At 64.7% G+C, this 26,659-nt stretch carries 31 protein-coding genes and 1 pseudogene; 21 read left to right on the forward strand and 11 right to left on the reverse strand.

The window, feature by feature from the left end:
- Nucleotides 1-41: 41 nt before the first annotated feature.
- On the reverse strand, nucleotides 42-1,238 hold the full coding sequence (locus ASG77_RS14765; RefSeq protein ID WP_056346799.1) for a TerC family protein: 1,197 nt from the start codon (nucleotides 1,236-1,238) through the stop codon (nucleotides 42-44).
- A 137-nt stretch (nucleotides 1,239-1,375) separates the two neighbouring features.
- On the opposite strand from ASG77_RS14765, the gene ASG77_RS14770 reads away from it, so the two are divergent.
- Nucleotides 1,376-3,679 carry an FdhF/YdeP family oxidoreductase gene (locus ASG77_RS14770; protein ID WP_056346802.1) on the forward strand — a complete coding sequence of 768 codons (2,304 nt, stop codon included), beginning with the start codon at nucleotides 1,376-1,378 and terminating at the stop codon, nucleotides 3,677-3,679.
- Nucleotides 3,680-3,703: 24 nt separating this feature from the next.
- Here ASG77_RS14770 and ASG77_RS14775 read toward each other — a convergent pair whose 3' ends face one another.
- A complete protein-coding gene (locus ASG77_RS14775) occupies nucleotides 3,704-4,033 on the reverse strand; it encodes a DUF6457 domain-containing protein (protein ID WP_056346803.1) in 330 nt (109 codons plus the stop codon).
- Nucleotides 4,034-4,244: 211 nt separating this feature from the next.
- Between ASG77_RS14775 and ASG77_RS14780 the strand changes: the two genes are divergently transcribed.
- The 3 genes from ASG77_RS14780 (at nucleotide 4,245) to ASG77_RS14790 (ending at nucleotide 6,211) form a co-directional block, all read left to right on the forward strand.
- Entirely contained in the window at nucleotides 4,245-5,348 is a 1,104-nt protein-coding gene (locus ASG77_RS14780) for a serine hydrolase domain-containing protein (RefSeq protein ID WP_056346806.1), read from the forward strand.
- Between the two features lie 155 nt (nucleotides 5,349-5,503).
- Nucleotides 5,504-5,857, forward strand: coding sequence for a GNAT family N-acetyltransferase (locus tag ASG77_RS14785; protein ID WP_056346808.1), 354 nt, complete (start codon nucleotides 5,504-5,506; stop codon nucleotides 5,855-5,857).
- A 138-nt stretch (nucleotides 5,858-5,995) separates the two neighbouring features.
- Nucleotides 5,996-6,211: a hypothetical protein gene (locus tag ASG77_RS14790; protein ID WP_056346810.1), complete on the forward strand. Its 216-nt coding sequence runs from the start codon at nucleotides 5,996-5,998 to the stop codon at nucleotides 6,209-6,211.
- Between the two features lie 78 nt (nucleotides 6,212-6,289).
- On the opposite strand, the gene ASG77_RS14795 is transcribed toward ASG77_RS14790, so the two are convergent.
- A complete protein-coding gene (locus ASG77_RS14795) occupies nucleotides 6,290-7,474 on the reverse strand; it encodes a metallophosphoesterase family protein (RefSeq protein WP_056346812.1) in 1,185 nt (394 codons plus the stop codon).
- 144 nt (nucleotides 7,475-7,618) lie between these two features.
- On the opposite strand from ASG77_RS14795, the gene ASG77_RS14800 reads away from it, so the two are divergent.
- Nucleotides 7,619-8,086, forward strand: coding sequence for an SRPBCC family protein (locus tag ASG77_RS14800; RefSeq protein ID WP_056346814.1), 468 nt, complete (start codon nucleotides 7,619-7,621; stop codon nucleotides 8,084-8,086).
- Nucleotides 8,087-8,119: 33 nt separating this feature from the next.
- Here ASG77_RS14800 and ASG77_RS14805 read toward each other — a convergent pair whose 3' ends face one another.
- Complete coding sequence (locus ASG77_RS14805; RefSeq protein ID WP_056346815.1) at nucleotides 8,120-8,617, reverse strand: DinB family protein; 498 nt, start codon at nucleotides 8,615-8,617, stop codon at nucleotides 8,120-8,122.
- Between the two features lie 113 nt (nucleotides 8,618-8,730).
- Here ASG77_RS14805 and ASG77_RS14810 point away from each other — a divergent pair, with 113 nt between their 5' ends.
- The gene (locus ASG77_RS14810) at nucleotides 8,731-9,054 is read left to right on the forward strand and encodes a hypothetical protein (RefSeq protein WP_056347337.1); all 324 of its coding nucleotides are present in this window, start codon (nucleotides 8,731-8,733) and stop codon (nucleotides 9,052-9,054) included.
- 68 nt (nucleotides 9,055-9,122) lie between these two features.
- Here ASG77_RS14810 and ASG77_RS14815 read toward each other — a convergent pair whose 3' ends face one another.
- Entirely contained in the window at nucleotides 9,123-9,440 is a 318-nt protein-coding gene (locus ASG77_RS14815; RefSeq protein ID WP_056346817.1) for a hypothetical protein, read from the reverse strand.
- A 368-nt stretch (nucleotides 9,441-9,808) separates the two neighbouring features.
- Between ASG77_RS14815 and ASG77_RS14825 the strand changes: the two genes are divergently transcribed.
- Entirely contained in the window at nucleotides 9,809-10,786 is a 978-nt protein-coding gene (locus ASG77_RS14825; protein ID WP_056346823.1) for a TIGR03086 family metal-binding protein, read from the forward strand.
- Nucleotides 10,787-10,816: 30 nt separating this feature from the next.
- Here the strand turns inward: ASG77_RS14825 and ASG77_RS14830 are convergent, their stop codons facing one another.
- Nucleotides 10,817-11,974 (reverse strand): glutamate--cysteine ligase, encoded by a 1,158-nt coding sequence (locus ASG77_RS14830; RefSeq protein ID WP_056346826.1) that lies wholly within the window; start codon nucleotides 11,972-11,974, stop codon nucleotides 10,817-10,819.
- Nucleotides 11,975-12,311: 337 nt separating this feature from the next.
- Between ASG77_RS14830 and ASG77_RS14835 the strand changes: the two genes are divergently transcribed.
- Nucleotides 12,312-12,692 carry a VOC family protein gene (locus tag ASG77_RS14835; RefSeq protein WP_056346827.1) on the forward strand — a complete coding sequence of 127 codons (381 nt, stop codon included), beginning with the start codon at nucleotides 12,312-12,314 and terminating at the stop codon, nucleotides 12,690-12,692.
- Between the two features lie 96 nt (nucleotides 12,693-12,788).
- Nucleotides 12,789-13,133 carry an iron chaperone gene (locus tag ASG77_RS14840; RefSeq protein ID WP_056347340.1) on the forward strand — a complete coding sequence of 115 codons (345 nt, stop codon included), beginning with the start codon at nucleotides 12,789-12,791 and terminating at the stop codon, nucleotides 13,131-13,133.
- A 12-nt stretch (nucleotides 13,134-13,145) separates the two neighbouring features.
- Here ASG77_RS14840 and ASG77_RS14845 read toward each other — a convergent pair whose 3' ends face one another.
- On the reverse strand, nucleotides 13,146-13,580 hold the full coding sequence (locus ASG77_RS14845) for a nuclear transport factor 2 family protein (protein WP_056346830.1): 435 nt from the start codon (nucleotides 13,578-13,580) through the stop codon (nucleotides 13,146-13,148).
- A gap of 157 nt (nucleotides 13,581-13,737) precedes the next feature.
- Between ASG77_RS14845 and ASG77_RS14850 the strand changes: the two genes are divergently transcribed.
- The 4 genes from ASG77_RS14850 to ASG77_RS14865 all read left to right on the forward strand — a co-directional run bounded on the left by ASG77_RS14850 (nucleotide 13,738) and on the right by ASG77_RS14865 (nucleotide 16,095).
- Nucleotides 13,738-14,625, forward strand: coding sequence for an alpha/beta fold hydrolase (locus ASG77_RS14850; RefSeq protein WP_056347341.1), 888 nt, complete (start codon nucleotides 13,738-13,740; stop codon nucleotides 14,623-14,625).
- A 13-nt stretch (nucleotides 14,626-14,638) separates the two neighbouring features.
- A complete protein-coding gene (locus ASG77_RS14855) occupies nucleotides 14,639-15,145 on the forward strand; it encodes a GNAT family N-acetyltransferase (RefSeq protein ID WP_056346832.1) in 507 nt (168 codons plus the stop codon).
- Entirely contained in the window at nucleotides 15,142-15,696 is a 555-nt protein-coding gene (locus ASG77_RS14860; RefSeq protein ID WP_156380334.1) for a hypothetical protein, read from the forward strand. Before ASG77_RS14855 ends, ASG77_RS14860 begins: the two co-directional genes overlap by 4 nt.
- Before the next feature lie 63 nt (nucleotides 15,697-15,759).
- Nucleotides 15,760-16,095, forward strand: coding sequence for a cupin domain-containing protein (locus ASG77_RS14865; protein ID WP_056346835.1), 336 nt, complete (start codon nucleotides 15,760-15,762; stop codon nucleotides 16,093-16,095).
- Nucleotides 16,096-16,248: 153 nt separating this feature from the next.
- Here ASG77_RS14865 and ASG77_RS14870 read toward each other — a convergent pair whose 3' ends face one another.
- Complete coding sequence (locus ASG77_RS14870) at nucleotides 16,249-17,370, reverse strand: ATP-binding protein (protein WP_235564555.1); 1,122 nt, start codon at nucleotides 17,368-17,370, stop codon at nucleotides 16,249-16,251.
- Between the two features lie 143 nt (nucleotides 17,371-17,513).
- On the opposite strand from ASG77_RS14870, the gene ASG77_RS14875 reads away from it, so the two are divergent.
- The 4 genes from ASG77_RS14875 (at nucleotide 17,514) to ASG77_RS14890 (ending at nucleotide 21,376) form a co-directional block, all read left to right on the forward strand.
- Nucleotides 17,514-18,461, forward strand: a complete 948-nt coding sequence (locus ASG77_RS14875) for a 2-hydroxyacid dehydrogenase (protein ID WP_056346837.1) — start codon at nucleotides 17,514-17,516, stop codon at nucleotides 18,459-18,461.
- A 258-nt stretch (nucleotides 18,462-18,719) separates the two neighbouring features.
- Nucleotides 18,720-19,622 carry an ABC transporter substrate-binding protein gene (locus ASG77_RS14880; RefSeq protein WP_056346839.1) on the forward strand — a complete coding sequence of 301 codons (903 nt, stop codon included), beginning with the start codon at nucleotides 18,720-18,722 and terminating at the stop codon, nucleotides 19,620-19,622.
- 6 nt (nucleotides 19,623-19,628) lie between these two features.
- A complete protein-coding gene (locus ASG77_RS14885; protein ID WP_442854249.1) occupies nucleotides 19,629-20,612 on the forward strand; it encodes an amino acid ABC transporter permease in 984 nt (327 codons plus the stop codon).
- A complete protein-coding gene (locus ASG77_RS14890) occupies nucleotides 20,609-21,376 on the forward strand; it encodes an amino acid ABC transporter ATP-binding protein (RefSeq protein ID WP_056346842.1) in 768 nt (255 codons plus the stop codon). The genes ASG77_RS14885 and ASG77_RS14890 overlap by 4 nt, the downstream gene beginning before the upstream one ends.
- Before the next feature lie 10 nt (nucleotides 21,377-21,386).
- Here the strand turns inward: ASG77_RS14890 and ASG77_RS14895 are convergent, their stop codons facing one another.
- Nucleotides 21,387-22,043 (reverse strand): M15 family metallopeptidase, encoded by a 657-nt coding sequence (locus tag ASG77_RS14895; protein WP_056346844.1) that lies wholly within the window; start codon nucleotides 22,041-22,043, stop codon nucleotides 21,387-21,389.
- A gap of 357 nt (nucleotides 22,044-22,400) precedes the next feature.
- Here ASG77_RS14895 and fdhA point away from each other — a divergent pair, with 357 nt between their 5' ends.
- Entirely contained in the window at nucleotides 22,401-23,612 is a 1,212-nt protein-coding gene (gene fdhA / locus ASG77_RS14900; protein WP_056346845.1) for a formaldehyde dehydrogenase, glutathione-independent, read from the forward strand.
- 66 nt (nucleotides 23,613-23,678) lie between these two features.
- Here fdhA and ASG77_RS21425 read toward each other — a convergent pair whose 3' ends face one another.
- Nucleotides 23,679-23,882 carry an alpha/beta fold hydrolase gene (locus ASG77_RS21425; protein WP_082576067.1) on the reverse strand — a complete coding sequence of 68 codons (204 nt, stop codon included), beginning with the start codon at nucleotides 23,880-23,882 and terminating at the stop codon, nucleotides 23,679-23,681.
- A gap of 85 nt (nucleotides 23,883-23,967) precedes the next feature.
- On the opposite strand from ASG77_RS21425, the pseudogene ASG77_RS23055 reads away from it, so the two are divergent.
- The 3 genes and pseudogenes from ASG77_RS23055 to ASG77_RS14910 all read left to right on the forward strand — a co-directional run.
- A pseudogene (locus ASG77_RS23055) lies at nucleotides 23,968-24,096 on the forward strand (LacI family DNA-binding transcriptional regulator); the annotation flags it as partial.
- Nucleotides 24,097-24,147: 51 nt separating this feature from the next.
- Nucleotides 24,148-25,035 (forward strand): LacI family DNA-binding transcriptional regulator, encoded by an 888-nt coding sequence (locus ASG77_RS14905; RefSeq protein ID WP_056346847.1) that lies wholly within the window; start codon nucleotides 24,148-24,150, stop codon nucleotides 25,033-25,035.
- Between the two features lie 11 nt (nucleotides 25,036-25,046).
- Complete coding sequence (locus ASG77_RS14910) at nucleotides 25,047-26,042, forward strand: aldo/keto reductase family protein (protein ID WP_056346849.1); 996 nt, start codon at nucleotides 25,047-25,049, stop codon at nucleotides 26,040-26,042.
- A 68-nt stretch (nucleotides 26,043-26,110) separates the two neighbouring features.
- On the opposite strand, the gene ASG77_RS14915 is transcribed toward ASG77_RS14910, so the two are convergent.
- Complete coding sequence (locus tag ASG77_RS14915) at nucleotides 26,111-26,629, reverse strand: GNAT family N-acetyltransferase (RefSeq protein WP_056346851.1); 519 nt, start codon at nucleotides 26,627-26,629, stop codon at nucleotides 26,111-26,113.
- Between the last annotated feature and the right edge of the window lie 30 nt (nucleotides 26,630-26,659).

Raw genomic sequence — 26,659 nt, forward strand, 5'->3', positions numbered from 1 at the left:
TGGTTTGAATCTAGCAAGAGGGGCTGACAATCAGGCCCCGGCTACTCCTGGGCTGCCCGGACCTGGGCTTCGTCGTGCTCGGCGCGGGCTTTGCGAAGGAGGTCCATAAATTCGGTTTCGTTGCGGATGAGCCGTTTGTACTTCTCCGGAAGCTTGCGGATTTGGTCTTCCTCGCGGACCATCCTGGCGAAGATCAGGTCGCGCTCGGCGATGTCCGTCTCGTAGTTGAGGTCCAGGTATTCGGTGGCGTGCCGCCTTGCTCCGGACACAGCGTTCTTGGCCTTGCCTTTGGGGCTGAAGATCGAGGCCAGGACGGTGACCGCCAGGACGCCCAGGATCACGGTCAGGGAAACGCCGGTGCTGACTTCGATGACGTTGACGTGCCCGCCGTCGTTGATGAACGGCAGCGTGTTCTCGTGCAGGGCATGCAGGATGAGCTTGACGCCGATGAAGCCGAGGATGGCGGCGAGACCGTAGGCAAGGAAGATTAGCCGGTCCAGCAGTCCGTCGATCAGGAAGAAGAGCTGGCGCAGGCCCATGAGCGAGAACGCGGTGGCCGTGAAGACGATGAAGACGTTCTGCGTGAGGCCGAAGATGGCGGGGATGGAGTCCAGTGCAAACAGGATGTCGGTGCCGCCAATGGCCACCATCACCAGGAGCATCGGGGTGAGGACGCGTTTGCCGTTCTCCTGGGTGAAGAGTTTGTCGCCATCGTAATGGGCCGACGCCGGGAGGTACTTTTTGGCGAGCCTGACCACCAGGCCTTCGGCGTCTTCGTCGTGGCCGTCGGGCTTGAGCAGGTTCCCCGCGGTGATCAGCAGGATGAGTCCAAAGAGGTAGAACACCCAGGCGAAGGTGTTGATCAAAGCGGCGCCAAGGAAAATGAACGCCGTCCGGGCGATCAGCGAAAACACGATGCCGAAGAGCAGCACCTTCTGCTGGTCCGCGCGGGGGACCTTGAAGCTGGCCATGATGATCAGGAACACAAAGAGGTTGTCCACGGACAGGGCCTTCTCCGTGATGTACCCGGCGAAGTACTCGGTGCCCATGGTGGTGCCGCCGAACCACAGTACGCCCAGGCCAAAGAGGAGGGCGATCCCCACGTAGATGGAGGACCAGATGGCCGATTCCTTCAATGAGGGCGTGTGGGCTTTCCGGACATGGAAGAAGAAATCGAAGGCCAGCAGGCCGACGATTCCCGCGATGGTCAGGGTCCAGACAAAGGGAGGGACGTCCATCTGTCCACCCTACCTAGGCGTTTGCCGTTAGTCCTGATTGACTTGGATGACCCCCTCAATAAGGGTGGACTGGGACCGTCACACCGAGCTGAAACCGGTGCGCATCCGGTGTGAGCTTGAACCAAGGAGAGTGCAACGTGGCACGCAAGAACCCGCACGTGGAAGAGGCCAACGAGGCTGACATCGAGGTCAGCGGCCACCCCAAGGCGTGGGCCGCCGGCGTCCCGGGCGTCTACCACTCGTTGGAGCCGGCCGTGCAGCACATGGGCCTGGTCAGGACCGGGAAAACCCTGCTTGCCCTGAACCAGAAGGACGGTTTCGACTGCATGAGCTGCGCGTGGCCGGACCCGGGGCGCCGCAAGACGTTCGAGTTCTGCGAAAACGGCGCCAAGGCTGTCACCTGGGAGGCAACTCCGGTGGTGATCGGCTCCGAATTCTGGGCCGAGAACCCGGTCAGTGACCTGCGGCAGCGGTCCGAGTACTGGCTGGGGATGCAGGGGCGCCTCACCGAGCCAGTCCACAAGCCAGCGGGGGAGGACCACTACCGGCCGGTCAGCTGGGAGCAGGCGTTCACCATCGTCGCCGACAAGCTCAAGGGGCTGCCGAGCCCGGACCAGACCGCCTTCTACACCAGCGGCCGGACCTCCAACGAGGCCGCGTTCCTCTACCAGCTGTTTGTCCGCGCCTACGGGACCAACAACCTGCCGGACTGCTCCAACATGTGCCACGAGTCCTCGGGCTGGGCCATGGGCCAGACCATCGGCATCGGCAAGGCCACCATCTCCTACGATGACTTCGCCAAGGCGGACCTGATCATCGTGATGGGCCAGAACCCGGGCACCAACCACCCGCGGATGCTGACCGCCCTGGAGGAAGCCAAGGAGGCAGGAGCCAGCATTGTGGCCGTGAATCCGCTGCCGGAAGCGGGCCTGATGCGCTACAAGAACCCGCAGAAGGTCAAGGGAATCATTGGCCGCGGCACGGAGATCGCCGACCAGTTCCTGCAGGTCCGCATCGGCGGGGACATGGCCCTGCTCCAGGCCGTCTCCAAGCGGGTCCTGGACGCCGAAGCTGCGAATCCGGGCACGGTGCTGGACCACGCGTTCCTCGCCGAACACTGCGAAGGTCTGGAGGAGCTTCGCGAGCACCTTTCCCAGCTGGACGAGACTGCCGTGCTGGCGGCCACCGGCCTGCGGACCGAGGATATAGACGAGCTCGCGGACCGCTATCTCAGGGCGGAGAAGGTGATCATCACCTGGGCCATGGGCATCACCCAGCACAAGAAGGGAGTGGCCACCATCAAGGAGATCATCAACCTCCTGCTGCTCCGGGGCAACATCGGCAAGCCCGGCGCCGGAGCCTCTCCCATCCGCGGTCACAGCAACGTCCAGGGCGACCGCACCATGGGCATCTGGGAGCAGATGCCGCCGGCATTCTTGGACGCCCTCGGCAAGGAATTCAGGTTCGAACCGCCGCGCGAACACGGCGTCGATTCCGTCGATACCATCAGGCAAATGCGCGACGGCGGCATCAAGGTTTTCGTGGCCATGGGCGGTAACTTCGTGGGAGCCATTTCGGACACCCACGCGGCGTTTGCGGCGATGGAGAACACCGAGCTCTCGGTCCAGATTTCCACCAAACTCAACCGCTCGCACACGGTCACCGGCGCCGAGGCGCTGATCCTGCCCACGATGGGCCGCACGGAGATCGACATGCAGGAATCCGGTCCGCAGTTTGTCTCCGTGGAGGACACGGTCTGCGCCGTGCATGCCTCACACGGAACCGTGAAACCGGTGGCGCCGGGCCTGCTGTCCGAAGTGGCAATCGTCAGCAGGCTGGCCCAAAAAGTGGTGGGTGACTCCGTGCAGGCGGACTGGGCTGGGTTCGAGAAGAACTACGACCTCATCCGGGACCACATCTCGCACGTGGTCAGCGGCTGCGAGGACTACAACCGGAAGATCCGGCAGGACGGCGGTTTTGTGCTCCCGAACGGGCCCCGGGATTCCCGGACGTTCACCACCCCGACGGGCAAGGCCATGCTCACCGTCAACGAGCTCGAACATATGGAGCGGCCAGCCGGAACGCTGATCCTGCAGAGCATGCGCTCGCACGACCAGTTCAACACCACCATCTACGGCAACAACGACCGCTACCGGGGCATCAAGAAGGGCCGCGAAGTGGTGTTTGTCAGCCCCGGGGACCTCGCCGAACTGGGACTCAGCGACGGGCAGCACGTGGATATCCACGGCGTGTACCAGGACAACGTGGAGCGGGTGCTGCGGAACTTCCGGGTGGTCTCCTACCCCACGGCGGCCGGCTGCGCGGCGGCCTACTACCCCGAGGCCAACGTGCTGGTGCCGCTGGACAGCGTGGCCGAGGGCAGCCAGACGCCGGCGTCGAAGGAAGTGATCGTCCGGCTGGAGCCGGCAGCCCTTGGTTGAGCCTGGGGCCAGACCCGGGGCTCCCTACTGGCCGGTGTCCGCCCAGCCCCCAGCCGCCGGGCCGCCGTCGTGCCCGTCCTCGCACAGCCGGAAGGCGACGTCGGCCGCCTGGGTGACTGCCGCCGTCGACTCTTCCTTGGATCCGGCGCTGCCGTTGCCGGCGGCGAGCCCTGCGGCGTAACCCACCAGGAACGTGGTGACCGGTGCAGCCGCATGGATCACCGAGCCGGCAGACTTCCTGGCCAGATCAAGGAGGAGTCCCTGATCCACCTCCAGGTCCAGGATCTGCAGTGCCTGGACCAGTCGCTGGGTCCACTGGTCCAGGACCTGGGCTTCGTTCTCGTCAACAGTCATGTTCGCTCCTAAGTTCCCGGTTCGCTGCTGGTGGGCGGGAGGGGAGTCCGTGCCCGATGTCCACGACACTACAAGGCCTGGGCGGCTGCGTCACCGGGCGGCGGCAGCGTCCTTGACACTCCGTTTTGCCCTGAGGAACATCGAAGGTGCCGGGGCAGCTGGCGGTCTCTTGGGAGTTCAGTTGCTGACCGGCCCCGTGAAGGGACGTGGGATGCAGGCAGCCGTTCATGGTTTCAGCTCCTCCCGCCTTGCGGCCGCTGTGGCAGCAGCCGCGCTGGTGGCCTCGCTCGCAGGCTGCACCAGCGCCCCTGATCCGCCGGATCAGCAATCCCCAACTGTTCAAACCACGACGGCGGCGTCCGCCACTGCCCGGGCGCCGCGGGCTTTTGTGGGAGTGCTGGAAAAGTACACCGGGGAAATGCGCGCAGGGGGAGCGACGGCCGTCATCATCCAGCTGAAGTCAAGGCTGGGCGAATGGTCCTCGGCCGAAGGCGTCCGCAGCCTTGAGACCCAGGAACCCGTGCAACTGACGGACCAGACCCATATCGGCGACATCACCACCACCATGGTGGCGGTGTCGGTCATGAAGCTGGTGGCGGAGGGAAAAGTCCAGCTCGATGACCCCGTCCAGAAGTACCTGCCGCACCTCGAGAACATCATCAAGCCGCCTGGACCCATCACCATACGCAGCCTGCTCAGCCACCGGTCCGGGATGCCCGACTATTGGGTATCGCCCATCCACATAGGTGACGGGCCCTTCACCCATGAGCAACGTGTGTCCTTCGTTGCGGGCATGCCCTGGACCGGCGGATCGGGCAGCCTGTACAGCTACTCCGCCACGAATTATTCGGCGTTAGCCCTCCTCGTCGAGAAGCTGCGGGGCAGGGACCTCGGAGCGGTCATTCACGACGACAACGTGGTGCCCTTGGCGCTGCAGGACACCCTGATGACGGAGGATGAGCCGGGCCCGCAGCGGATGCTCCACGGCTACACCCGGACGGAAACCGGCGAGCTGGAGGACAACGCTCTAGTTCCGTTCCACAACGGTTCCCCCGACACCGGGATGATCTCCACCGTCCCGGAACTCAACACCTATTTCGCCGCCCTGCAGAAAGGGACCCTGCTGACGCTCCAAAGCGTGCAGGAGATGCATCATCCAAAGTACGAAACGTTCGGCCTTGGCCTCGTCAGGCAGTACGACGAGTGCTCCAACAATGACTACTTCGGCCATGTCGGTGTGGTGCGGGGATATGCGGCACTCGCGCTGATCAGCGCAGACGGGTCCCGGCAGGTGGCCATGGCGGTGGCCCCGTGAACCCGTCCCGGACCGCGTTGGTTTCGAAGACTGGCGGTCGCTCGAGATGGCCGAAGCAGCCGTGAACGCGCTCAACCTGGCCTGTTAACGGGGCACGAAATAAGGACGGGGGTCCCGAGGTTAGGCTGTATCAGAAGCCGACCCGAGGAGATCCCGTGCACGATGTCACCATCCGCCACAACCCGGAGCGGCAGCGCTTCGAAGTGCTGACCGGCGGGAACGTCATTGGTAAGGCCGTGTACAAGGAATACGACGGCGGCGGCTCGCCGCAGCGGATTTTCTACCACACGGTGATCAATGAGGAGTACGGCGGCCAGGGCCTTGCGGGCAAGCTCGCCAAGGTGGCGCTCAATGAAACGGTTGACGAGGGCCGCGCCATCGTCCCGGTCTGCCCCTTCATCAAGAAGTACGTTCGTAAGCACCCGGATTATGCGGCGGCCGCGGTGGCCATCACGCCGGCGCATCTGGAGTTCCTCAACACCGCCTTGGCCCCGCGGGCCCGGGCGTAGCGGTCAGTTACCGGCTGCGCTCAGCCCAGCCGGGCGTTGACCGGGCCTGGCCGCTGTCCGCCTGACCAGTAGCTCCGAGCGGGCGGACCAGGAAAAGCGCCCGGGGCGAGATGCCGCCGCCGGGCTTATCGTGGAGGTATGGGCTCTCCAAAGGTGCAGCTGTACTTGGATATCACCGCTAAAGGCCTGTGCTTGTTGGGCGTCGCGCTGATGATCTTCGGCCAGGGTGGCTGGTTCTATGTGGGCGTCGCCACCGTGGTCCTGGGCGTGCTGTTCATCGGCGCCTCGCTGATGGCCACGCGCAACCTGCGGCACAGGGGATGGGACGGCAGGAACCGGCCAACAGCCGGATAGCCCGCCCACCCCCTCGCCCGCCAGTCCCGCCGGAGCCACACGGAGCGGCAACCTGGTCCTGGCCGACGCTAACGCTCCCTACAGCTGCCCCGCATCCAGCGGCTGCGGAACGATCGGTTGGTCGTTGGCCGTCAGGTCTATGCCCATGTCCTTGGCGAAGACCAGCCGCGTGTCCTTGTAGATTCCGGGGTGGTTCTCATCCAGCTCAAAGACCCGGGCGCCGCGCAGGCGGTTCCGCTCAGCGCCGGGGAGCCCATACGCGCCGAATCCGGTTCCGGGGGCGTAGCCGAGCTGCACCCCGTAGTAGTTGCCCACGTAGGTGTTCACGTGGTCGTGGCCCACAAAGTAGCCCAGGACGTCCCCACGCTCCAGGAAGGCGTTGAACAGGCCGGAGTTGATGGGGCCCGGGCACTCGTCCTCGTTCCGTTCGCCGACGATGTTGTGCTTCGTGAGGGCCCGGGCGTGATCCGCGTCCGTCCGCGAGTCGAGGCTGGCGAACCACATGTTGCGGTGCTCGTGGAGTGCGATGTGGCCCCACATCAGTGAGGGGACCTTCTTGCCGTACTTTTGCTCAGTGGCGATCGACAGATTGCGGTACCAGGTGACCTGGTCCATGCGTACCCAGTCCCAGTCGGGGTAGCCTGCGAAGTCCTGTCCGTTGATGGCGTCCGGGGCATATCGGCCGGTGTCGATGAGCCACAGGCCGAAGGCCGGCTCCTTGGACTTGGCCGACTGCACGAGCAGCAGCGAGTTCGACGTCCCGGTGAGCCCCGGCGTGGAGTCGCCGTTCATGTTGAATTCGTAGGTCTGCAGGAACTGCAGCATTTTGGCCTCGGTCATGCCCGTCCGTGCCACGGAATCCTCGTCGTGGTTGCCGAACGTGACGGCCCACGGGATCTGCCGGCGCTCCATGGGCTGGACCACGTGGTTGAGTGCCTGCTTGACCTCCAGTTCAGAGTCGCAGCCGCCATTGATCACATCGCCGTTGATCACCACGAAGTCAGGCTTCTCCGCGTCCAGGGTCTTGTCCATGAGCTCGATCGTGCGGCGGTCCGTTTGCTCGTCGTCCTGGGTGTCGTTGAACTGGATCACTTTGAAGCCACCGTCAGGGCGGAAGGCGAGGGTGGGCTTGGGTGCCTTCGCCCCCGGCGCCGCGTAGCTACCGGTTGCTGCGGCCACTGTCAGTCCCAGCGCGCCAAGCGTCCCGGCGGCAGCCAGCGCTGCCCGTCGGCTGAGGGTGGGCTGGTGGATTCCGGTGGTCATCGTTGCCTCTTTCGCTGATGCGGCCGTACTTCCGGCCGTCGATCCTGCGACTGTAGGAGAGCCAAGTTTCGGGTTCCGGAACACTTGGTGAACGCCTCGTGCAAGACCCGCTGAATCTCGGCTCCATCCGCCTATGATTGCGGCATGTCATCTTACGAAGTCACTCGCAGCGCCGTTATTCCCGCCCCCGCAGAAGACGTCTTTCCGCTGGTCAACAGCGTCCTCGAGTGGACCAAATGGTCGCCTTGGGAGAACGTGGACCCGGAATTGAACCGCTCGTATTCGGGCAACGACGCCGGTGTGGGGGCCAAGTATGCCTGGAGCGGCAACCGCAAAGCAGGCAGCGGAACCATGGAAATTGTCGAGTCCGACTTTCCCCGGAGTATCAAGGTCCGCCTTGAGTTCACCAAGCCGTTCAAGGCTGTGAACCCCACCACGTTTACGTTCACACCGGCCGACGGCGAAACCCAGGTCACGTGGCGGATGACCGGCGAGAACAAGGGGCTCGCGAAGATTTTCGCCATGATCGTCAACATGGACAAGATGGTCGGCGGCGACTTCGAGCGTGGGCTGGCTGCGCTCTCGGCCGCCGCGACGGCCAACAAGGCCTGACCCGCCGCGGCTGACGTCGGCGCTTGCCCGGCGTCAGCCGTTGAGGATCTGCTCGCGCAGAATATCGGCGTGCCCGCAATGCTGGGCGAACTCCCGCAGCACGTGCAGGTACACCCAGTGCAGCGGGAGCGGGCCGCGCCGGTTGCCGCGGAGCACGTCGTCGAGACTTAACAACGACGTCGCCTCGCGCGATGCCTCGCAAGCCTCCCGGTGCGCCCGCCGGACGCTGGCGATGGTGTCCTGGTCCGTGAGGATGAACGACTCGTCGGGTGTTGCCGGAATCCCGATCTCGGTGCGCGGCCGGCACGTGATGGCCTCGTCGAACCAGACCTTCTCCACAAAGGCTGCGTGCTTCACCAGGCCCAGCAGAGTGGTGCGGGATGCCACCAGCGACCGGCGCGCCTGCTCCTCGGTGAGGCCGTCCAGGCAGGCGCTGAGCATGTTCCGGTGGTCATCGATGAAGGCCTCGAACTGGGCGCGCACGGGCTTGCGGATGGCGTTCTCGGCGAACGCGGCTGAAGGAGCAGACATCCCCGAAGTATTGCAGGCAGGGGTCGCGGGGCAATGCGCGGCTCGCTGGGGGAAGGCCCGACGCCGGCCGCTCACCCATGGTGATGGCCGCGCCGCGCGCCTATGGTGAAGTCATGTCTGATTCCTTTTCGTCCTTCGTGGACACCTTCAAAAACATCGGCGTCGCCAAGGCTTATGGCCCGGCCGTCCAGGTGGGCGGGGAAGAAATCGTCCCGGTTGCCCTGGTGTCCTTCGGGTTCGGGGGAGGCGGCGAAGCTGGCGACGGTGCCTCCGGCGGGGGTGGCGGCGGGATGGTGCTGCCGCTGGGTGTGTACCGGACCGTCGGCGGCCGCGCGGCGTTTCGGCCCAACACCGTGGTCACCCTGATGTGCCTGGTCCCGGTGATCCTGGCTGCCGGCGCCGCTGGGGCCCGGGCTATCCGCGCTGCGCGGTCCTAGCCGTACGGCCCGGCCAGAAGCCTGCCCGAGAGCCTGCCCGGCCAAAGCTCGCCTGGCCGGAGGAGCGACTAGCCGGAGATCCGGCGGTCGCGCGCCTGGCGTGCGAGCCGGATGAATCCATAGACAAAGACGGCCTCGATCAGCACCATCAACCCGAGCAGCAGCCACTGCCCCTGCGCGATGAAGACCACCGCGCCGGTGAGGACCAGCATGGTTCCCAGCGCCAGCGCGTACACGGCGAAGCCGAGGGCCACTTTGGCGCTGCGCACACCCGTCCGGAAGCCAAAGCCCACCGGTTCGCCGCCGGGATAGCCGGCCACTCGGTCCGGGACTGCGGGCTTGAGCCTGTCGAATTCCGCCCAGGGATCCGGGTCCTGATTGCTCATGCTTCCATTATCCCGCGGTTCCCGGCCCGCTTGCGGCCGACGGATTCTGCTCAATCATTCGATGGCGGCATGCGGGCCGCCCCGGAAATCCAGCCCGCCCGGCAGGGTGGAAGTGGCTGATTGAGCAGAATCCGACGCGAGGCCCAGGGTGCGGGCTTGCTATTGCTTAATCTCCCAGCACCTGCTGTTGCTGGCCGACGTCGGGCTGGTGCGTGCCAGGAAGGACGGACGCAACCGGTACTACAGTCTCGACTCCGGAGGAATGAGGAGTCTCAGGGAATCCCTGGACATTTTCTGGACCGACGAACTGGATTCACTGGTGGCCGAGGCCACCGCCCTGCAGCATCCAAATCTCAAGGAGAACCCTGATGACCATTGACAAATCCGTCTTCATTCCGGTCGACCCGGACACTGCCTTCGCCCTGATCACCCGGCCCGAACGGCTGCGGCGCTGGCAAACCGTCGCGGCGCGCGTGGACCTCCGCGTGGGCGGAGAGTACCGCTGGACCATCACGCCGGGGCACTCCGCCGCGGGCACGTTCACGGAAATCGAGCCCGGCAAGCGCGTCGTCTTCACCTGGGACTGGGAAGGTTCCAAGGCCCCTGCCGCCGATGCCTCCACAGTCACCATCACCCTGGACAGCGTCGACGGCGGGACAAACGTCCGCCTCGTCCACGAGGGCCTCAGTCCGGAACAGGCCATCGGCCACACCGAGGGGTGGAACCACTACTTCGAGCGCCTGGTCACGCTGACCACAACGGACGACGCCGGCGCGGACGATTGGGCGGCGGCTCCGGATCCTCTCACGGAGCTTGTCAGCGCCGAGGCCACTCTCGCGATCGTCCAGCATGTCCTGCGGACGCTGACACATGCTGACGCGGACAAACCGACGCCCTGCGAGGACTTCACCGTGAGTGAACTCGTGGAACACCTGGTGGGCTCCATTACGGGAATCGGCAAGGCCCTGGGCGTCGCCGTCGCCGATCAGCCGGATGCCGCACCGGAAGTCCGCGTGGCCGACGCCGCCCAGCCCACGCTGGAAGCGTTCCAGGCCCGCGGCCTGGAGGGGACCATCGACATGGGCTTCGCGGAACTGCCGGCCTCCCTGGTGGCCAACATCCTGAACCTGGAATTCCTGGTCCACGCCTGGGACTTCGCAACGGCCACCGGCCAGGACCTGGACGTTTCGCCGGTGCTAACCGACTACGTCCTGGGCCTGGCACACAACACCATCAGCCCGCAGATGCGCGGAAAGAGCTTCGCCGACGAAACGCTGGTGGAAGAGTCCGCGGCAAGTATGGACCGGCTGGTGGCATTCACGGGCCGCCAGGTCCTGGCCAACTGATCGCCGGGGTTGCTCGATCAGGTTTGGTGGCTAAACCACCGGGTTGGGGACCAAGAGTGATAGGTCATCCGAGGTGCTCGGCTCGTAGAAGGCCGGCTCCTGGTGAGTAACTACGACGGCGTCGCTCACCACGTCAGCCAGCCTGCCGTGGCGGGCGTAGGCCTGCCGCTGCAGCTTGGCGCCGGTGCCGTTGCTGAAGATCCGGTGCAGGGATGCCTCGACGTAGGCTTCATCGCCCGCCTCGACCAGGGCGTCGCGAACATGGTTATGGAGCGCGGCGATGACGCTGCGTGCAGACTCCGGCTTGTGGGTCAGCGGGTTCAGCAGCTCGCCCTGGATTCCCCACCGGCTGGCCAGCCAGGAACCCTGACGCAGGATGATGGCCGAAACCATGTCCGGCGCATGGCCGGATTTCCAATCCCGGGAAGCGGTCTCCACCAGACCGCGCACCAGGGCGGCGATCAGGACGGTGTCGCGGGGATCGAGGCAAACGTCGGACACCCGGATCTCCACGGTGGGGTGGCGGGCGGAGAGGCGGGCGTCGAAATCAGGGTTGTTGACTACGCCCGTGCCGGCCAGGTCCGCCACCCGCTGGTGGTAGGCCTGCGCCGAGCCGAAGATTTCCGTCGGCCCGGCAGAGGACCACCGGTTCCAGGCCTGTGTGCGGAAGCTCGCATAGCCGCTGTCAGCGCCGCCCCAGAACGGGGAATTGGAGCTCAACGCCATCAGCGGCGGCAGCCAGGACCTGATCCGGTCCAGGATTGCGACGCCTTCCTCGTCGGAGTCGACGGAGACATGGATGTGGCATCCGCAGGTCAGCTGCTCACGGGCCGTGAGGGCGAACTTTTCCAGCAGCGCGTCATAGCGGGGATTGCTGGTGGAATGGGGTGTCACTGCCAGCGGGGACGTGGCGAGCGCCGCGATCCGGGCGCCCGCTTTTCGGGCGAGCGAGTCCGCGTAGGCGCGGCCTGACAGGATTTCGGCGGAGAGTCCGCTCAGGGTGCTGTGCGGGTGGGTGATCACTTCGAGCTGTTCCTGGTGAAGCTCGACGGCGAGCACCGGGTGCGTGGAAAGGTCCGCCGGTTCGCCCGGGTCCTGGAGGCGCAGCAGGTCTGCGGCCAGGGGCAGGGGACTGCCGTTGGAGGGATCAACGATCAGGAATTCTTCTTCTACACCAAAAGTACGCACTACCTAAGTGTGCGGCACCAAAAGCAGCCCCAGATCCACACTTGCTCGCGGCATCCGTGGGGGCATCCGTGAGGGCACAGCGAGGCTTCCGGGAGGGCCGACTGAAGCGGTTGAAATCCCCTATATCCGCGGGTGCCCTTTCAGTTCCATAATGGCCACATAGGCTTCGGGGACCCTCGCGCCGATGATGGCTGGCGCGGCGCAGGAGAGTCCCAGGTGGCCGCTCCGGCACTTGGCGCAACGGGCGGCCACGCGGCACCGGACAACGGGGTTCCGGATCCGCCACCGGGGGAGAGCATCGCCACCAACGCGAAAGCAAGGCACAAAGGAAATCATCATGCTCAAGGATCTAGAGATCATGGCTGTCCTCCCCGCAAAGGACATCGACAGGGCTAAGGAATTCTACCGGGACAAGCTGGGGCTCGAACCTGCCGACTCCGTGGATAACGACAACCTGATGTTCCGCTGTGGCAAGGGAACGGGCTTCCTCGTTTACAAGACGGACAACGCCGGGACAGCCAAGAACACCCAGATGGGCTGGGAAACGGAAAACATTGAACGCGAGATGGAGGAACTGCGGAGCCGCGGCGTCGTCTTTGAAGAATATGATTTTCCTGGTTTGAAGACAGAGAACGGCGTTGCCACCAATGAGTGGGGCAAGGGCGCCTGGTTCCTGGACAGCGAGGGGAACATCCTCAACATCTCCCAGCGCGCCTAACCAGCCGCAGGGCCTGATGGCGGAGCAACGGGCCGCGCTTGCCGCGAAGGCAGGTGCGGCCCCTCGTGCGCCACACCCAGGAATAGAATGGGCGCCATGGGCGCCGTTGACGATTCTTTGGCCGATCTTCCTGAGCCGGACCGCGGCTGCCTGCAACATGTGATCGACGTTGCAAGGGCCGTTGTGCCGGAGGCCGAGCAGGGGATGAGCTACGGGATGCCCGCCCTGAAACTTGAGGGAAAGCCACTCGTGGGCGTCGTCCGGGCAGCCAAGCACCTCTCCGTCTTCCCGTTTTCCCCTGCGGTGATTGACGCCGTCGCCGGCCGGCTTGAAGGGTACTCCCTGTCCAAAGGGACCATCCGGTTCACGGCGGCGCATCCCCTCCCCGACGACGTGCTGGAGGACATCGTCCGGCTGCGCCGTGCCGAGATCCTCAAGTAGGGCGGGCGTCGGTCAGTGTTTGGACAATTCCGGAAGCAGACCGAGCTGTCCCAGGAACTCCATCTGGTCAAAGTAGAAGTGGTGCGATGTGATCTGGCCACCCTCCACCCTGGCGATGTCGCAGCTTCTGACTCTGACGTGTTTGCCCGTGGCTGGCAGTGTTTCGCCGGAAGGCAGGCTCAACGGCCCGGTGTTCGTTCCGGTGACGAAACCCTCATCAATAGCCACATTCCCGGCCTCATGCTTATCGGCGTACTCATACGTGACGTCCGGCAGCGCTTCCCAGAAATGGACGAAGTAGTTGGTGATTCCCTCCCGCCCGGTGAGCTCGCCTTCATCAGGAGTAAAGGCCACGGCGTCCTCTGCGTAGCACCCCGCTAGTGTTTCCTTGTCCTTTGCTGCCATGGCCGTGGTTAAGCGGTCCATGACCTCGCGTGCCTGTCCCATTTCGACCTCCATGTGTTGAGGGCGGCCGCACGGAAGCGTGGGCCGCTTCGTGATTTGGCCCTGCAGGCGCAGGCGCCAATTTAAGTACACGTCCGCCGTAGAGGAGTGTCAACGAACGGGGATACCCTCTGTGAATACCGCGGAGGAAGAAGAATCCATGGGCACAAAAACAGACGCAGAAACAGTTGCGGCAGTTCTCCATGACGGCTCAACCATCCCCGTCACGGTTCAGGGAGACGGACCCGGTGTCCTCCTGCCGGTCAGCCTGGCGATGCACACGACGGCGGAAGCGGAGACGCTGCGCCAGTGGGGCGGGGACCCGGACCTGGGACCAAACCTCATCAACGGACTGGCACCAACCAACCGGGTCATAGCCGCGGACTACGAAGCGCACCGCATGGCCCACCCGGCGCCGCAGACGCTCAGCCCGGGGAACATCGCGAAGGATCTGCTGGCACTTGCCGATGCCGCCGGCGTCGACCGTTTTGCCTACTACGGTTACTCCTGGCTGGCGCTGTGCGGCCTGCAGCTCGCACTCCGCACCGACCGTCTGCGGGCGCTCGCCATGGGCGGGTTCCCGCCGCTCGAGGGCCCGTACCGGAGCATGCTGGCGGTCACCCGGGCAGCGCACGCCATGTCCGTGGAAAAGGCCGGCGAACCGGCAAGCGCACCGGCAGGCCCGGTCCCCGAACCTGAGCCGGGCGACTGGGATTCGGTGTCGGTCCAGACCACCGAGGCGCAGACGCAGCAGTTCGTCACCCTGTACGAAGCGCTGCAGGACTTTGACGATTCCGCCGCGATGCTCCCGGCGGACCTGCCCAAACTCGCGTTCGCCGGCGCCGAGGACCAGATCGACTACAAACCGGTCTGGGGCGGTGTCCGGGTGTCCATCGGGGAGCCCCTGGCGAGGCATCAAGCGGCCCTGACAAAGGCCGGGTGGGACGTCCGTGTCCTGCCGGGCCTGGATCACCTGGCCGCGATGCACAGCTCGGTGGCGCTGCCCATCCTGGCCGGCTGGCTGCAGAAGACGGGCTGGGTGAAGTAGCTAGGCTGGGGCCATGGACTTTCTGATCAGGCAGGCCACTCCCGAGGACGCTGAAGCCGTGGTGCATATGCACACCCTGGCTCACGAGGAGACCTATGGGGACCGGCTGTCAGCGGAGTTTTTCCGCACGCGGAGGGCCAGCATTCCCGAACGTGTGGAACGCCGTCGGCCATTCCTGGCCGGCAGCGACCCGCGGATCATTGCCGTGGACGCCAACCATGAAGTGGTGGGTCTCGCCGACTCGGGTCCCGCACGGGATGAGGACGGACCCGAGTCGCTGGAACTGTATTCGCTGTACACACTCCGGCGGACGCACGGCAGCGGGCTGGGGGCCGCGTTGCTGAGCGCGGCCATCGGTGAAAGCCCGGCGTATCTCTGGGTGCTGGAGAACAATCCCCGGGCGCAGGCCTTCTACGTCAAACACGGCTTTCGCCCTGACGGCACGCGCGGCCAGCTGCCACCCGAGTGGGAAGAGCTGCCCGAAATCCGCATGGTCCGTTCTGTGCGGGCCCGGTCATGACTATGCGGACAGGATCCTTGCCGGATAAGGGGTCACTACCGCGCTGGGCGAGGATCGCCGTCGTCGTTTATCTGGCGGTGACGGTTGCCGCTGTTGGAGCTTTGCTCCTCACCGGTTCCTTCGAAACGGGTCTGGAAGCCGTGTTCCGGGAGCGGCTGTGGCTGGCCGGGGTGGTCCTGACGCTTCCCGTTTCGGCAGCTTATTTCGCCGTGGGTTTCCTCCTTGATTCCTCGGGTCCGCCATCACCGGGTGTCACTCGGTATGTCCGGCATCTTCGGTGGACGGTACCTCTGGCAGTTTTGCTGAGCCTTCCGCAGTGGTTCGTGGCGGGTTTTGCCTGGTGCGGGATCAGCGGTTGCAGCGGCGGAGGTTTCGGCGTGTACAACGGGGCCGAACGGCTGGCGGTCACCATGACCGTTGTGAACGGATTCATCCTCGCCGGGGCTGCCTTCGCCGTGCCCCGGCTCTATCCCACAGGGAAGCGGGCCCTGATAGCCTTGGCGGCCGGAACGCTGTTCGGGCTTTTGGGTGCTGCGGTGACGCACGGCTAGCACCGCGAAGATGGTAAGCGAACAGCCCTCGGCAACGCAGTCAATCGTAGGTACGGTTGCCTCATGCAAAAGATATCCATTGAGGCTTTGGCCCGTCAGCAGATCGCTGCCGCTGTTGCGGCACCGAGCGGGCGGGCAGCCGACACAGCGTTCGGCGGGCACGAGAAGAAACTGCGCCAGACCGTCATGGCCTTCCGTGCCGGCACGCAGCTCAGCGAGCACCAGAACCCCGGCGAGGCAACGGTCTACGTTCTGAAGGGATCGGTCTGGCTGAGGGCTGGCGGGGAGTCATGGCAAGGCAAGGCAGGGGATCTCCTGATCGTGCCGGACGGGCTGCACAGCCTGGAAGCGGAAGAGGACTCGGCGGTGCTGTTCACGGTGGTCAAGACCGACCGGTAGCGGCGCCCGCTGAGGAATATACGACGGCGGCGCCGGAGTTCTGCTGGTACTAAAGTAAGGTGCGTCAGGCTGCCTCCACGGGCGTGAGGGTGACGTTAAACCCGAGTGCGAGGAGGCGTTTTGCGGCATTATTCTGACCGTAAAGGCCGCGCGTCAGGACGGTGGGTTCTTCCGCAGATACTGGCCGAGGCCTGGAATGGCGAAGGCGACTTTGCCGTGGGCGATTGACTCGATAAGACCTGCGGCCAATAACCTGGTGCGGTACTTGGCGACGAGCGTCGGGCGCGATCCGGTCCGCTGGACTAGGTCAGCGGCCGTTGAGGTGATGTCGTCAACGGCCATGGCATACAGGAATTCCAGGTCTTTCGCTGAAGCCGTAGCGAGGGCTGCTTCGATCACCACGCGTTCGTTTCGACGTATGGCTGCTGCTACTGCCCTGTCGACCGCGGCGGGGGAGAGGGAACGGTCCTGATTCTCGGCTTCCTTCCACAGGAAGTAGCCGACGAGTTGGATGAGGAACGGGTAGCCTCCGGTGGCTACGGCTGCGCCGTGTATGAGGTCCGGGGCTATTCTGATCCCGGCGTTGTCGAACGTTTCTGTGAACGATGTCTCGACATCGCGTATCGCGGCGGCATGGAGGTCAATCTTGTCCGCCCTGCGAAGAAACGTTGCCACGCCCTCGTTCAGAAGGTCTGACACGGCAGAGGGCAGGCCGGCGAAGATCAGTGCGATGGGGAGGCGGTCCTGGATGAAGTGCTGGACGTTTGCCGCCAACTGGGAGAGTTCAGTCCGGTCGGCGGCATGGATCTCATCCACGGTGATGAGGAGCCCGGTGCCGCGTTCGTCCAGAAGTTTCAGGAGGTTTTCGCCAAGCTCCCGCCAGTCCACTTGGCGTTCTGGTGAGAGTTGCGTCGTGAGGCCGAACCCGGCGACTGTAACGGCCGTGATGCGTCGTCGGGATTCGGGTCCGTCGCCGAGCTCTTGGGTCAGTCGGCGCATTTTTTCGCCGATCCGGCCCATGAAGGTTCCAGTGGCTGTTTCTGAGACCACGGCCCATCCGTGTTCCCGGGCCACGTCGTGCGCGGCCCCAAGCATGACGGTCTTGCCGATGCCCCTGGCACCGGTGAAGATGGACAGCAGGCCGGGCGCCCCGGAACCGAGCCGCAGACCATATTCGAATTCATCCAGTAGCCCGGCTCGGCCGATGACTTCCGGCGGGGTGGCCCCAGCCGTTGGACGGAACGGGTTCTCCATGATGACCATACCGTCAACCATACATGTGAATATGGGTGAATTTGGTGAATTTGGTTTGCCGGGTGAATTTGGTGAACTTCGTTCGTGTTTCCGGTTATGGCGTGATGCGCTCCTCCACCGCCGGGGCTGGTTAACTGGCAGGGAAGTCGAGAGAAGGAGCACCCATGTCCGGTTTGCCCGCATCACCGAAACTACGGGTGAGTCTGCCCAGCCAGAACCTGGTGGACGCACTTGAGCCGTCCGTCGGCGTCGAACTCTTCCTGTGGGACCTGAGCGGCCCGCCGCCGGCCGAGCAGTTCGATATTGTGGTGCCGCCGTACATGGGCGGGGTAGGGGTGCTGGCTGCGCTGGACTCCGTAGACGTCGGCCTGGTGCAGAGCCAGCTGATCGGTTACGACGGCGTCGAGGCGGTGCTGCCCGCGGGGTGCCTGTTCGCCAATGCGGCCGGAGTGCATGAGACGTCGACGGCGGAACTGGCGTTGGGCATGATCATCGCCAGCCAGCGGGGGATCCCGGACTTTGTGCGGCATGCGGCGACCGGGACCTGGGACCACCGCGAGCGCCCCAGCCTGGCCGACAGGCGCGTGCTCCTGGTGGGCTATGGGGGAGTGGGGAAGGCGGTTGAGGCCCGGCTGCTGCCGTTCGAGACCGAGGTGACGCGGCTGGCCAGCCGCGGCCGCGACGATGAGCGCGGCAGGATCCACGGGATTGATTCCCTGTATGAGCAACTGCCGCTGCACGACATTGTGGTGGTCAGTGTTCCCCTGAGCGAGCAGACCCGGCACCTGGTTGACGCCCGGTTCCTGGCGGCGATGCCGGACGGCGCGCTGCTGGTGAACGTGGCGCGCGGGCCGGTGGCGGATACGGAGGCCCTGCTGCGCGAGACGTCCGCCGGCAGGCTCCGGGCGGCCCTGGACGTGACGGACCCGGAACCGCTGCCGCGCGATCATCCGTTGTGGACCGTAGCGGGTGTTCTGATCACCCCGCACGTGGGCGGGGCGAGCTCGGCCATGCTGCCGCGGGTGGCACGGCTGATCCGGAAGCAGATCGGGTTGCTGCAGGCCGGGCAGGAACCAGTGAACGTGGTGCTCGGCGGGGCCGCCGGGCGGTAGGTGACGGTGGGGCATTCCGTGGGCCTGCCGTGTCTTTGACCTTTTCTCCAACGAATTGCGCCTAGCATGACGCTGGTAGGCGCATCCACTATCTCCGAGTTGAAGGCCAGAGGCTCGGAAGTTATCAGTGACTTACGGAATGCGGTCCGATTAACGGGTGCCATGCCGCCCCACTGAATTCCCCACTGATTTTGCATCCAGGGGAGTCGCACAATTTTCGCGGTGCCGGACCTTCATCTTCAACCTCCTAAGGATCCAATGCGCAACCGCTATTTAATCCCGGCCCTGACCGCTGCAACAGCACTTATGCTTTCGGGTTGCGTGGACAACAGCGCCCCGGCAGCTGCGGATAAAGCGTCTTCCTCCGCGGACACCGCTGTTCAAAAGAATGAGGAACTTGCGGCCTTGCTGCCCGAGAAAATGAAATCCGCGGGCGTCCTGAATGTGGGAATGGCCAACAATTACCCGCCCAACGAATTCAAGGACGGCAACGGCGCCCCGGCCGGCTGGTCGGTGGACCTCACTAATGCGTTGGGTGCCTCGCTCGGGCTGAAGGTCAACTTTGATATCGGCACGTTCGACAACATCCTCCCGTCCGTCAAGGCGGGCAAGGACGATATGGGGATGTCGTCCTTCACCGACACGCTGGAACGCGAAAAGCAGGTCGATTTTGTGAACTACTACTCCGCTGGCATCCAGTGGGCGGCACCGAAGGGCAAAACCGTGGACCCGGACAACGCCTGCGGTCTGAAGGTTGCCGTCCAGGCCACCACCTATGAGGACACCCACGAGGTGCCGGCCAAGTCCAAGGCGTGCACGGATGCGGGCAAACCCGCCATTGAGATCTTCAAGTACGACGCGCAGGACCAGGCCACGAACGCCCTGGTGGTGGGCCAGGTGGACGCCATGAGTGCGGACTCGCCGGTGACCCTCTACGCGATCTCGCAGACGAAGGAGAAGCTGCAGACCGCGGGGGATGCCTTTGAAGTGGCGCCCTACGGGATTCCGGTGGACAAGGGGAGCGCGTTCACCCCGGTGCTTCAGAAGGCGCTGCAGGCCCTGATCGACGACGGCACCTACAACAGGATCCTGTCCAAATGGGGCGTGGAAAGCGGCGGCGTGAAGATGGCGGCGCTCAACGTGGCGTCGTCGGCCAAGTAACCAGCCGTGACTCTTCCCAAACATGCCGCCGTGGCGCGGCCCAGCCCCGCAACCGGCGGAACTCAAGCGCAGGGGGACGCCATTGTGGCCGTTCCCCTGCGCCACCCCTGGCGGATCTCAATCGCCGTCGTCCTGGTGTTCCTTCTGGCGCTGTTCATCGTGGATGCTTCGCAGCGGCCCGATTACGGCTGGGCGGAGGTGGGCAAGTACCTCTTCGACCGCCGGATCAGCCAGGCGGCCTGGGTGACCCTGACGCTCACCATTTACGCCATGTTCGGCGCCATCGTCCTGGGGCTGCTCCTGGCCATCATGCGGCTCTCGCCGAATCCGGTGGTCAAGAGCATCGCCTGGCTGTATCTGTGGATCTTCCGCGGGACCCCGGTCTACGTCCAACTGGTGTTCTGGGGCATCGTGGCGCTCATCTACCCCGTGTTCACCATCGGGATACCGTTCATGACGCCGTGGATCACCATCCCCAACGACGTGTTCACCAACCTCTTCATCACCGCGGTGATCGGACTGGCGCTGAATGAGGCCGCCTACATGTCCGAGATTGTCCGCGCGGGACTGCTGTCCGTGGATGAGGGCCAGGAGGAGGCGTCGACGGCGCTCGCCATGTCATGGGGCCAGACCATGCGTTACGTGGTGATTCCGCAGGCCATGAAGATCATCATTCCGCCCACGGGCAATGAGGTGATCTCCATGCTCAAGACCACCTCACTCGTAGCGGCCATTCCCCTGAGCATCGACCTCTACGGGGTGTCCCGCGGCATCTCCGCGGTGACCTTCACCCCCGTTCCGCTGCTCATCGTGGCATCGATCTGGTACCTCCTGTTCACGTCTGTCCTGATGGTGGGGCAGCACTTCATCGAGAAGCGTTTCTCACGCGGAACGGGACGGCGGCAGGCGGGACCGGCGTCGGAAAGTGATCCTGGGGCGGCGGCAGTGACTGCTGCGCCAACGGGCAATGATTTGGGAGGCAAAGGATGAGCGCTACTCCGATGGTGACCGCGGACCGGATCTCGAAGAGCTTCGGTGCCAACAACGTGCTGCGCAGCATCAGCCTGGAAGTCCAGGCCGGCGAAGTGCTGTGCATCGTGGGGCCCAGCGGCTCCGGCAAGTCCACGTTCCTCCGCTGCATCAACCACCTGGAAAAGATCGACGCCGGCCGCCTCTTCGTGGAGGGGCAGCTGGTGGGTTACCGCCAAAAGGGCGACAAGCTCCATGAGCTCAAGCCGAAAGAAGCAGCGCTCCAGCGCCGCGACATCGGCATGGTTTTCCAGCGGTTTAATCTCTTTCCGCACATGACCGCGCTGGAAAACATCATCCAGGCGCCGATGCGGGTCAAGCGCGTTCCGAAGGCCAAAGCCACCCTGCGCGCCAGGCAGCTGATGGAGCGCGTAGGGCTGGGGGACAAGGCGGATCACTATCCGGCGCATCTGTCCGGCGGGCAGCAGCAGCGCGTGGCCATCGCCCGGGCCCTGGCCATGGATCCGAAGCTGATGCTCTTCGACGAACCGACCAGTGCCCTGGACCCGGAGCTCGTGGGTGAGGTCCTGGACGTTATGAAGGAACTGGCCACGAGTGGCATGACCATGATCGTGGTGACCCACGAGATGGGCTTTGCCCGCGAAGTGGCGGACTCCATCGCCTTTATGGACGGCGGCGTGGTGGTCGAGGCGGGCCCGCCCCGTGAGGTGCTGGGCAATCCCCAGCAGGACCGGACCAAGGCGTTCCTCTCAAAGGTGCTGTGAAGGCTGGACCTCAGGGAAGGTAATCCGGAGCCGCTTCGAGCTCGAAGTATTGCTCCAGTGTGGCCATTTGCCTCGTTTGCATGTCCAGGGCGAGCGCCTTTCCCACATAGCGCAGGTGCCATGGCTCGTAGGTGTATCCGGTGATGTCCTCGGCCCCGGCCGGATAGCGGATGATGAATCCGTGCTCCGGGCCGTGCTCGGCCGCCCACTGGCCCGCCGGCGTACTTGCGAAGCAGGCTTGCAGGGCGCAGGTTCCGCTGGCGTTGCCGATGTCCATTGCCAGGCCGGTCTGGTGTTCGCTGTGTCCGGGCCTGGCGGCAAGGGTATCGGCCGTCGTCTGTCCGTACTGGCGCACATAGCTGTCATAGAGGCTGGCCTGCTGGCTGAACGAACGGTAGCCGCTGATCGGCATGATGTTCACGCCGTCCGCCTTGGCGGCTTTGGCGAGCTGCTTGTAGGCGTCCGCGGCCTCAGCCCGCAGCCGTTCGCCTTGGACCCTGACCAGTGTCGCCGGCACATATGAGACCGGGTTCAGTGCCCGGTGCTTGTTGACCACCACCTGCAGGCTGGAGGCGGAATCGATGTCGTAGTTCGTCGCGGCGACTGCCGGCACCGACTGCGCGATCAGGCCGAGCGAGAGCACCAGCCCCGCCACGGCACCTGTCATCCTGCTGATTCTTCTAAACACTGTGGCCTCCAAGAAGTGTACGGGACAGATGCGGGAACTTTACCGGTCTGCGGGGGCTTAGTCGAGGTCAATTTCGGAACCACTGCATGCCCGCACCGGTCCGGCTGGCGGCCCGAATTCCGCCAGGCCAGACGGCCACGGCAGGGGAGCAAATAGGGGGTTCGGGCTATGGACCCTTCGGACCGGCATGCCTAGACTGGCCAGACCTCCAACGCCAGGAAAACATCGAACTGCTCAAGCCACGGGCAGGCCCTGCACCTGGGGGGTTCCATCGCAACACTTCACAACTCACGGCTGCCCCACGAAGGCGTGCCGTGCCGAGAGAGGAGAGCACTGATGACTGGAAACAAAGCCGTTGCTTATAAGGAACCGGGCAAGGTCGAACTGATCGACATCGACTACCCAAGCTTCGAACTCAAGGACGGACCCGGCGTGAATCCGGCGAACGTGGGGCGCACAGTACCCCACGGGGTCATCCTGAAAACCGTTGCCACCAACATCTGCGGTTCGGACCAGCACATGGTCCGCGGACGCACCACCGCCCCCTCGAACCTGGTGCTGGGGCATGAGATCACCGGCGAAGTGGTGGAGGTGGGTCCCGGCGTCGAGTTCATCAAAGTCGGGGACATCTGTTCGGTGCCCTTCAACATCGCCTGCGGCCGCTGCAGGAACTGCAAGGAACGCAAGACCGGGATCTGCCTGAACGTCAATCCGGACCGCCCCGGCAGCGCCTACGGCTACGTGGACATGGGCGGCTGGGTGGGCGGCCAGGCCAACTACGTGCTGGTTCCGTACGCAGACTGGAACCTGCTGAAGTTCCCGGACAAGGACCAGGCCCTGGAAAAGATCATGGACCTGACCATGCTGTCGGACATTTTCCCCACGGGCTTCCACGGCGCCGTGTCGGCCGGGGTGGGCGTCGGCTCCACCGTGTATGTGGCCGGCGCCGGCCCTGTTGGCCTCGCAGCGGCCACCAGTGCGCACCTGCTGGGTGCCGCCGTCGTGATTGTGGGCGATCTGAACGAGGACAGGCTGAAGCAGGCGCGCAGTTTCGGGTGCGAAACGATCGACCTGAGCAAGGGCGGCCCGGCGGAGCAGATCGAGCAGATCCTGGGCGTCCCGGAAGTGGACTGCGGCGTGGACGCGGTGGGCTTCGAAGCGCGCGGCCACGGCCATGACGCCAAGGAGGCGCCCGCTACGGTGCTGAATTCGCTGATGGAAATCACCGCGGCCGGCGGTGCGCTGGGCATTCCCGGGCTGTACGTCACAGGCGATCCGGGCGGCGTGGACGAAGCTGCCAAGAAGGGTGCGCTGAGCCTGAGCCTGGGCACTGGCTGGGCCAAGTCGCTCAGCTTCACCACCGGACAATGCCCGGTGATGAAGTACAACCGGCAACTGATGATGGCCATCCTGCACGACAAGGTGAGCATCGCCAGGAACGTCAACGCGAAGGCGATCAGCCTGGAGGATGCGCCCAAGGGCTATGCCGAGTTCGACGCCGGCGCAGCCACCAAGTACGTCCTCAACCCGAACGGATACCTCAACTAAGCTCCTCACCTGGCCAGCGGCCGTCGTCGGGAATCACGACGGCGGCCGCTGGTTTGGTGCCTGACCTCAACCGGGCAAGCTGAGGAACGCCGTCGTATCTTCCGCCACTTGTTCCGGGCACTGCAACAGCACCAGCGCTGCGACCTTTCGTGGGTGGGCAATGGCGAGCTGCTGGGCTACGTAGCCACCGCTGGAGGAGCCGACGACGGCGGCGCTCGGCACGTTGAGGGCGTCCAAGATCGCGGCGGCGTCCTCGGCCTGTTCCGCCAGGGAGTACGGGCATTGGAGTCAGTGACGCGCTGAACGCATTGCAAGCGCTTGCGTTAATGCGCAATGCCTGTCTAGCATGGGTTGCATGGTAGCAAGCGTTGAATTAGTGGCGGAACGTGCTGGGGTCTCCGTATCAACAGTCTCCCGTGCGCTGCGTTCCGTTCCAGGTGTCTCGACGGCAACTCGCAAGCGCGTGCAGAAGGCGGCCGATGAGCTAGGGTATTCGGCATCCCCTGCTGCGTCGCGTCTTGCGACAGGCCGGACGATGACCGTGGGCATCGTGGTACCAGTGCTGGCCAAGTGGTTTTTCGGAAAGGTCATTGGCGAGGCCACACACACGCTCCGGGAGGCCGGATTCGATGTGCTCCTCTACGAGCTCGCCACTGCCGGACAGCGTCAGAGGTTCTTCGGCACCGTGCATTTGCATGGCCGTACGGACGGGGTCATCATCATGGCCCTGCAGCCGAGCAGGGAGGAGCTGGATTCGCTCGCCTCCCAGGGGCAGGCGGTGGCGTTGCTTGGGGCTCAAGCGCAGGGTGCCGGATCGGTGTCTGTGAACAACGTCGGGGCCGGGCGGGCTGCTGTGAGGCACCTGTTGAACCTTGGCCATGAGCAGGTAGCCTTCATCGGCATCCGTGATGAGGAGGGCAGCAATTTGGGCGGTGTGCCGCCCTTGGAGCGGCTGGTGGGTTACCGGGAGGCTCTGGCCGAGGCCGGACTGACCCTGGACGACGCCCTTGAACAATTCGATGAGAACAGTGTCGCTGGGGGCGCAGCGGCCATGTCCCGCCTGCTTGTCGCTGGACGCGCCCCGACCGCGGCTTTTGTAGCCTCCGACGAAATGGCCTTCGGGGTCCTCAAGGTCCTCCGCCAGACAGGCCTGGAAGTTCCCCGGGATTTCTCTGTGGTCGGATTCGACAACCACGAGCTCTGCGATGTCGTGGGCCTGACAACGATGGACCACGAGGTGGCCGAACAAGGACAGGACGTCGCCCGGATCCTCCTGGAGATCATGCATGGAGGGCAAGCTACCAACCTTGCCCGTCCGGCACGCCTTGTGGTCCGGGAGACCACCGCGCCGCCCCGTGCCCTGCGCACAACACCTACCGCCCCGGATTCTCAGCATTCCGCCGGACACCCCGGCAAACTCTGAAAGGAAGCTTCATGCAATACCGCAAACTCGGCACCAGCGGCATGTACGTCAGTTCGATCGCACTGGGCAACTGGGCCACCCACGGCGAAACCGTGGACCAGGATGTTGCCACGGCATGCGTGCGAAAGGCCCTGGACCTTGGCATCACCACTTTCGACACCGCCGACGCCTATGCAGGCACCAAGGCCGAAACCATGCTCGGCGAAGCACTCAAGGGTGTGCGCCGCGAGGGCATCGAGGTCATGACTAAGGCGTTCTTCCCGACCGGCACAGGGAAGAACGACCGGGGCCTGTCCCGCAAGCACGTAATGGAATCCATCAACGGTTCGTTGGGCCGCTTGCAGATGGACTACGTGGACGTCTACCAGGCGCACCGCTATGACTACGAGACCCCGCTCGAGGAGACGATGGGTGCCTTTGCGGATATCGTCCGTGCCGGCAAGGCCCATTACATCGGCGTCTCGGAATGGACCGTGGCGGAGATCCGCGCGGGCGCCGCGTTGGCGGCCGAACTGGGCATCCAGTTCGTCTCCAGCCAGCCGCAGTACAACATGCTCTGGCGCGTGATCGAACCTGAAGTGGTGCCGGTCTGCGAAGAGCTCGGGATCACCCAGGTGTGCTGGTCGCCGCTGGCCCAAGGCGTGCTGAGCGGTAAGTACGGTGCCTCCACCGTACCGGCCGGCAGCCGCTTCACCGCCGACGACGGCGGGCTGAAGACTGAGCACAAGTTCATGCAACCCGAGGTGCTGGAGCGGGTGGAGAAGCTCAAGCCGATTGCCGCGGACCTCGGTGTGCCGCTGGCTACCCTGGCCGTGGCTTGGGTGTTGGCGAACCCCAACGTTTCCGCGGCGATTGTCGGCGCCAGCCGCCCTGAGCAGCTCGACGACACTGTCAAGGCCGCCGACCTCGCGCTGGGCCAGGAGACTCTGGACCGGATTGACGGCGTGCTGGGCGACGTCGTCGAGCGGGATCCAGCCAAAGTGGAGTCCTTCCCAACGCGCGTCTAGCGGCAGCCCGCATACGGGCACCGCAATGTCCACCCTCTGGTGCCGGATTTCAGGCCGCCTTCAACCGGTCAGACGGTATCGATCCAGTAGCGTCGTTTGCCGTTGCGGGTGTCCTCCCAGACGCCGCCGTTCTTTTCGATAGTCGCCCGGGAGCCGGTGTTGGTCTCATCGCAGGTGAGGAGAACCCGGAGGATTCCCAGTTCCCGGGCCATCGGCAGGGCGGCTTCCAAAGCGGCAGCGGCGTGGCCGCGACGCCTGGCAGTAGGCCTCACGCTGTAGCCGATGTGCCCGCCCTCGTTGAGGAGGAATTCGTTCAGCTCGTGCCTGATGGCCAGCGAGCCAAGGAACGTGTCACCCTCCACAATCCATAAGTACGTGCAGGGCACGTACCCCGGCTTGCGCGGGCTCTCCTGCAGGGCATCGTTGACGAGGGCAGCGACAAATCGGCGGAACGGCCGGGCATCTTTGAGTTCTTCCAAGGACCAGTCCTCCGGGCCTCCACCGTCCCGGTTGGCGCCGCCAAATTCCGCGGATCCTTCCAGCCAGGAGGCGTGATAGCTGACGTCCGGAGCGATGAGAACAGGCATCACACGAGCGTAGTCGAAGGGTCCGCCTGG

The sequence above is a fragment of the Arthrobacter sp. Soil762 genome (assembly GCF_001428335.1).
In the GTDB taxonomy this organism is placed as follows: Bacteria; Actinomycetota; Actinomycetes; order Actinomycetales; family Micrococcaceae; genus Arthrobacter.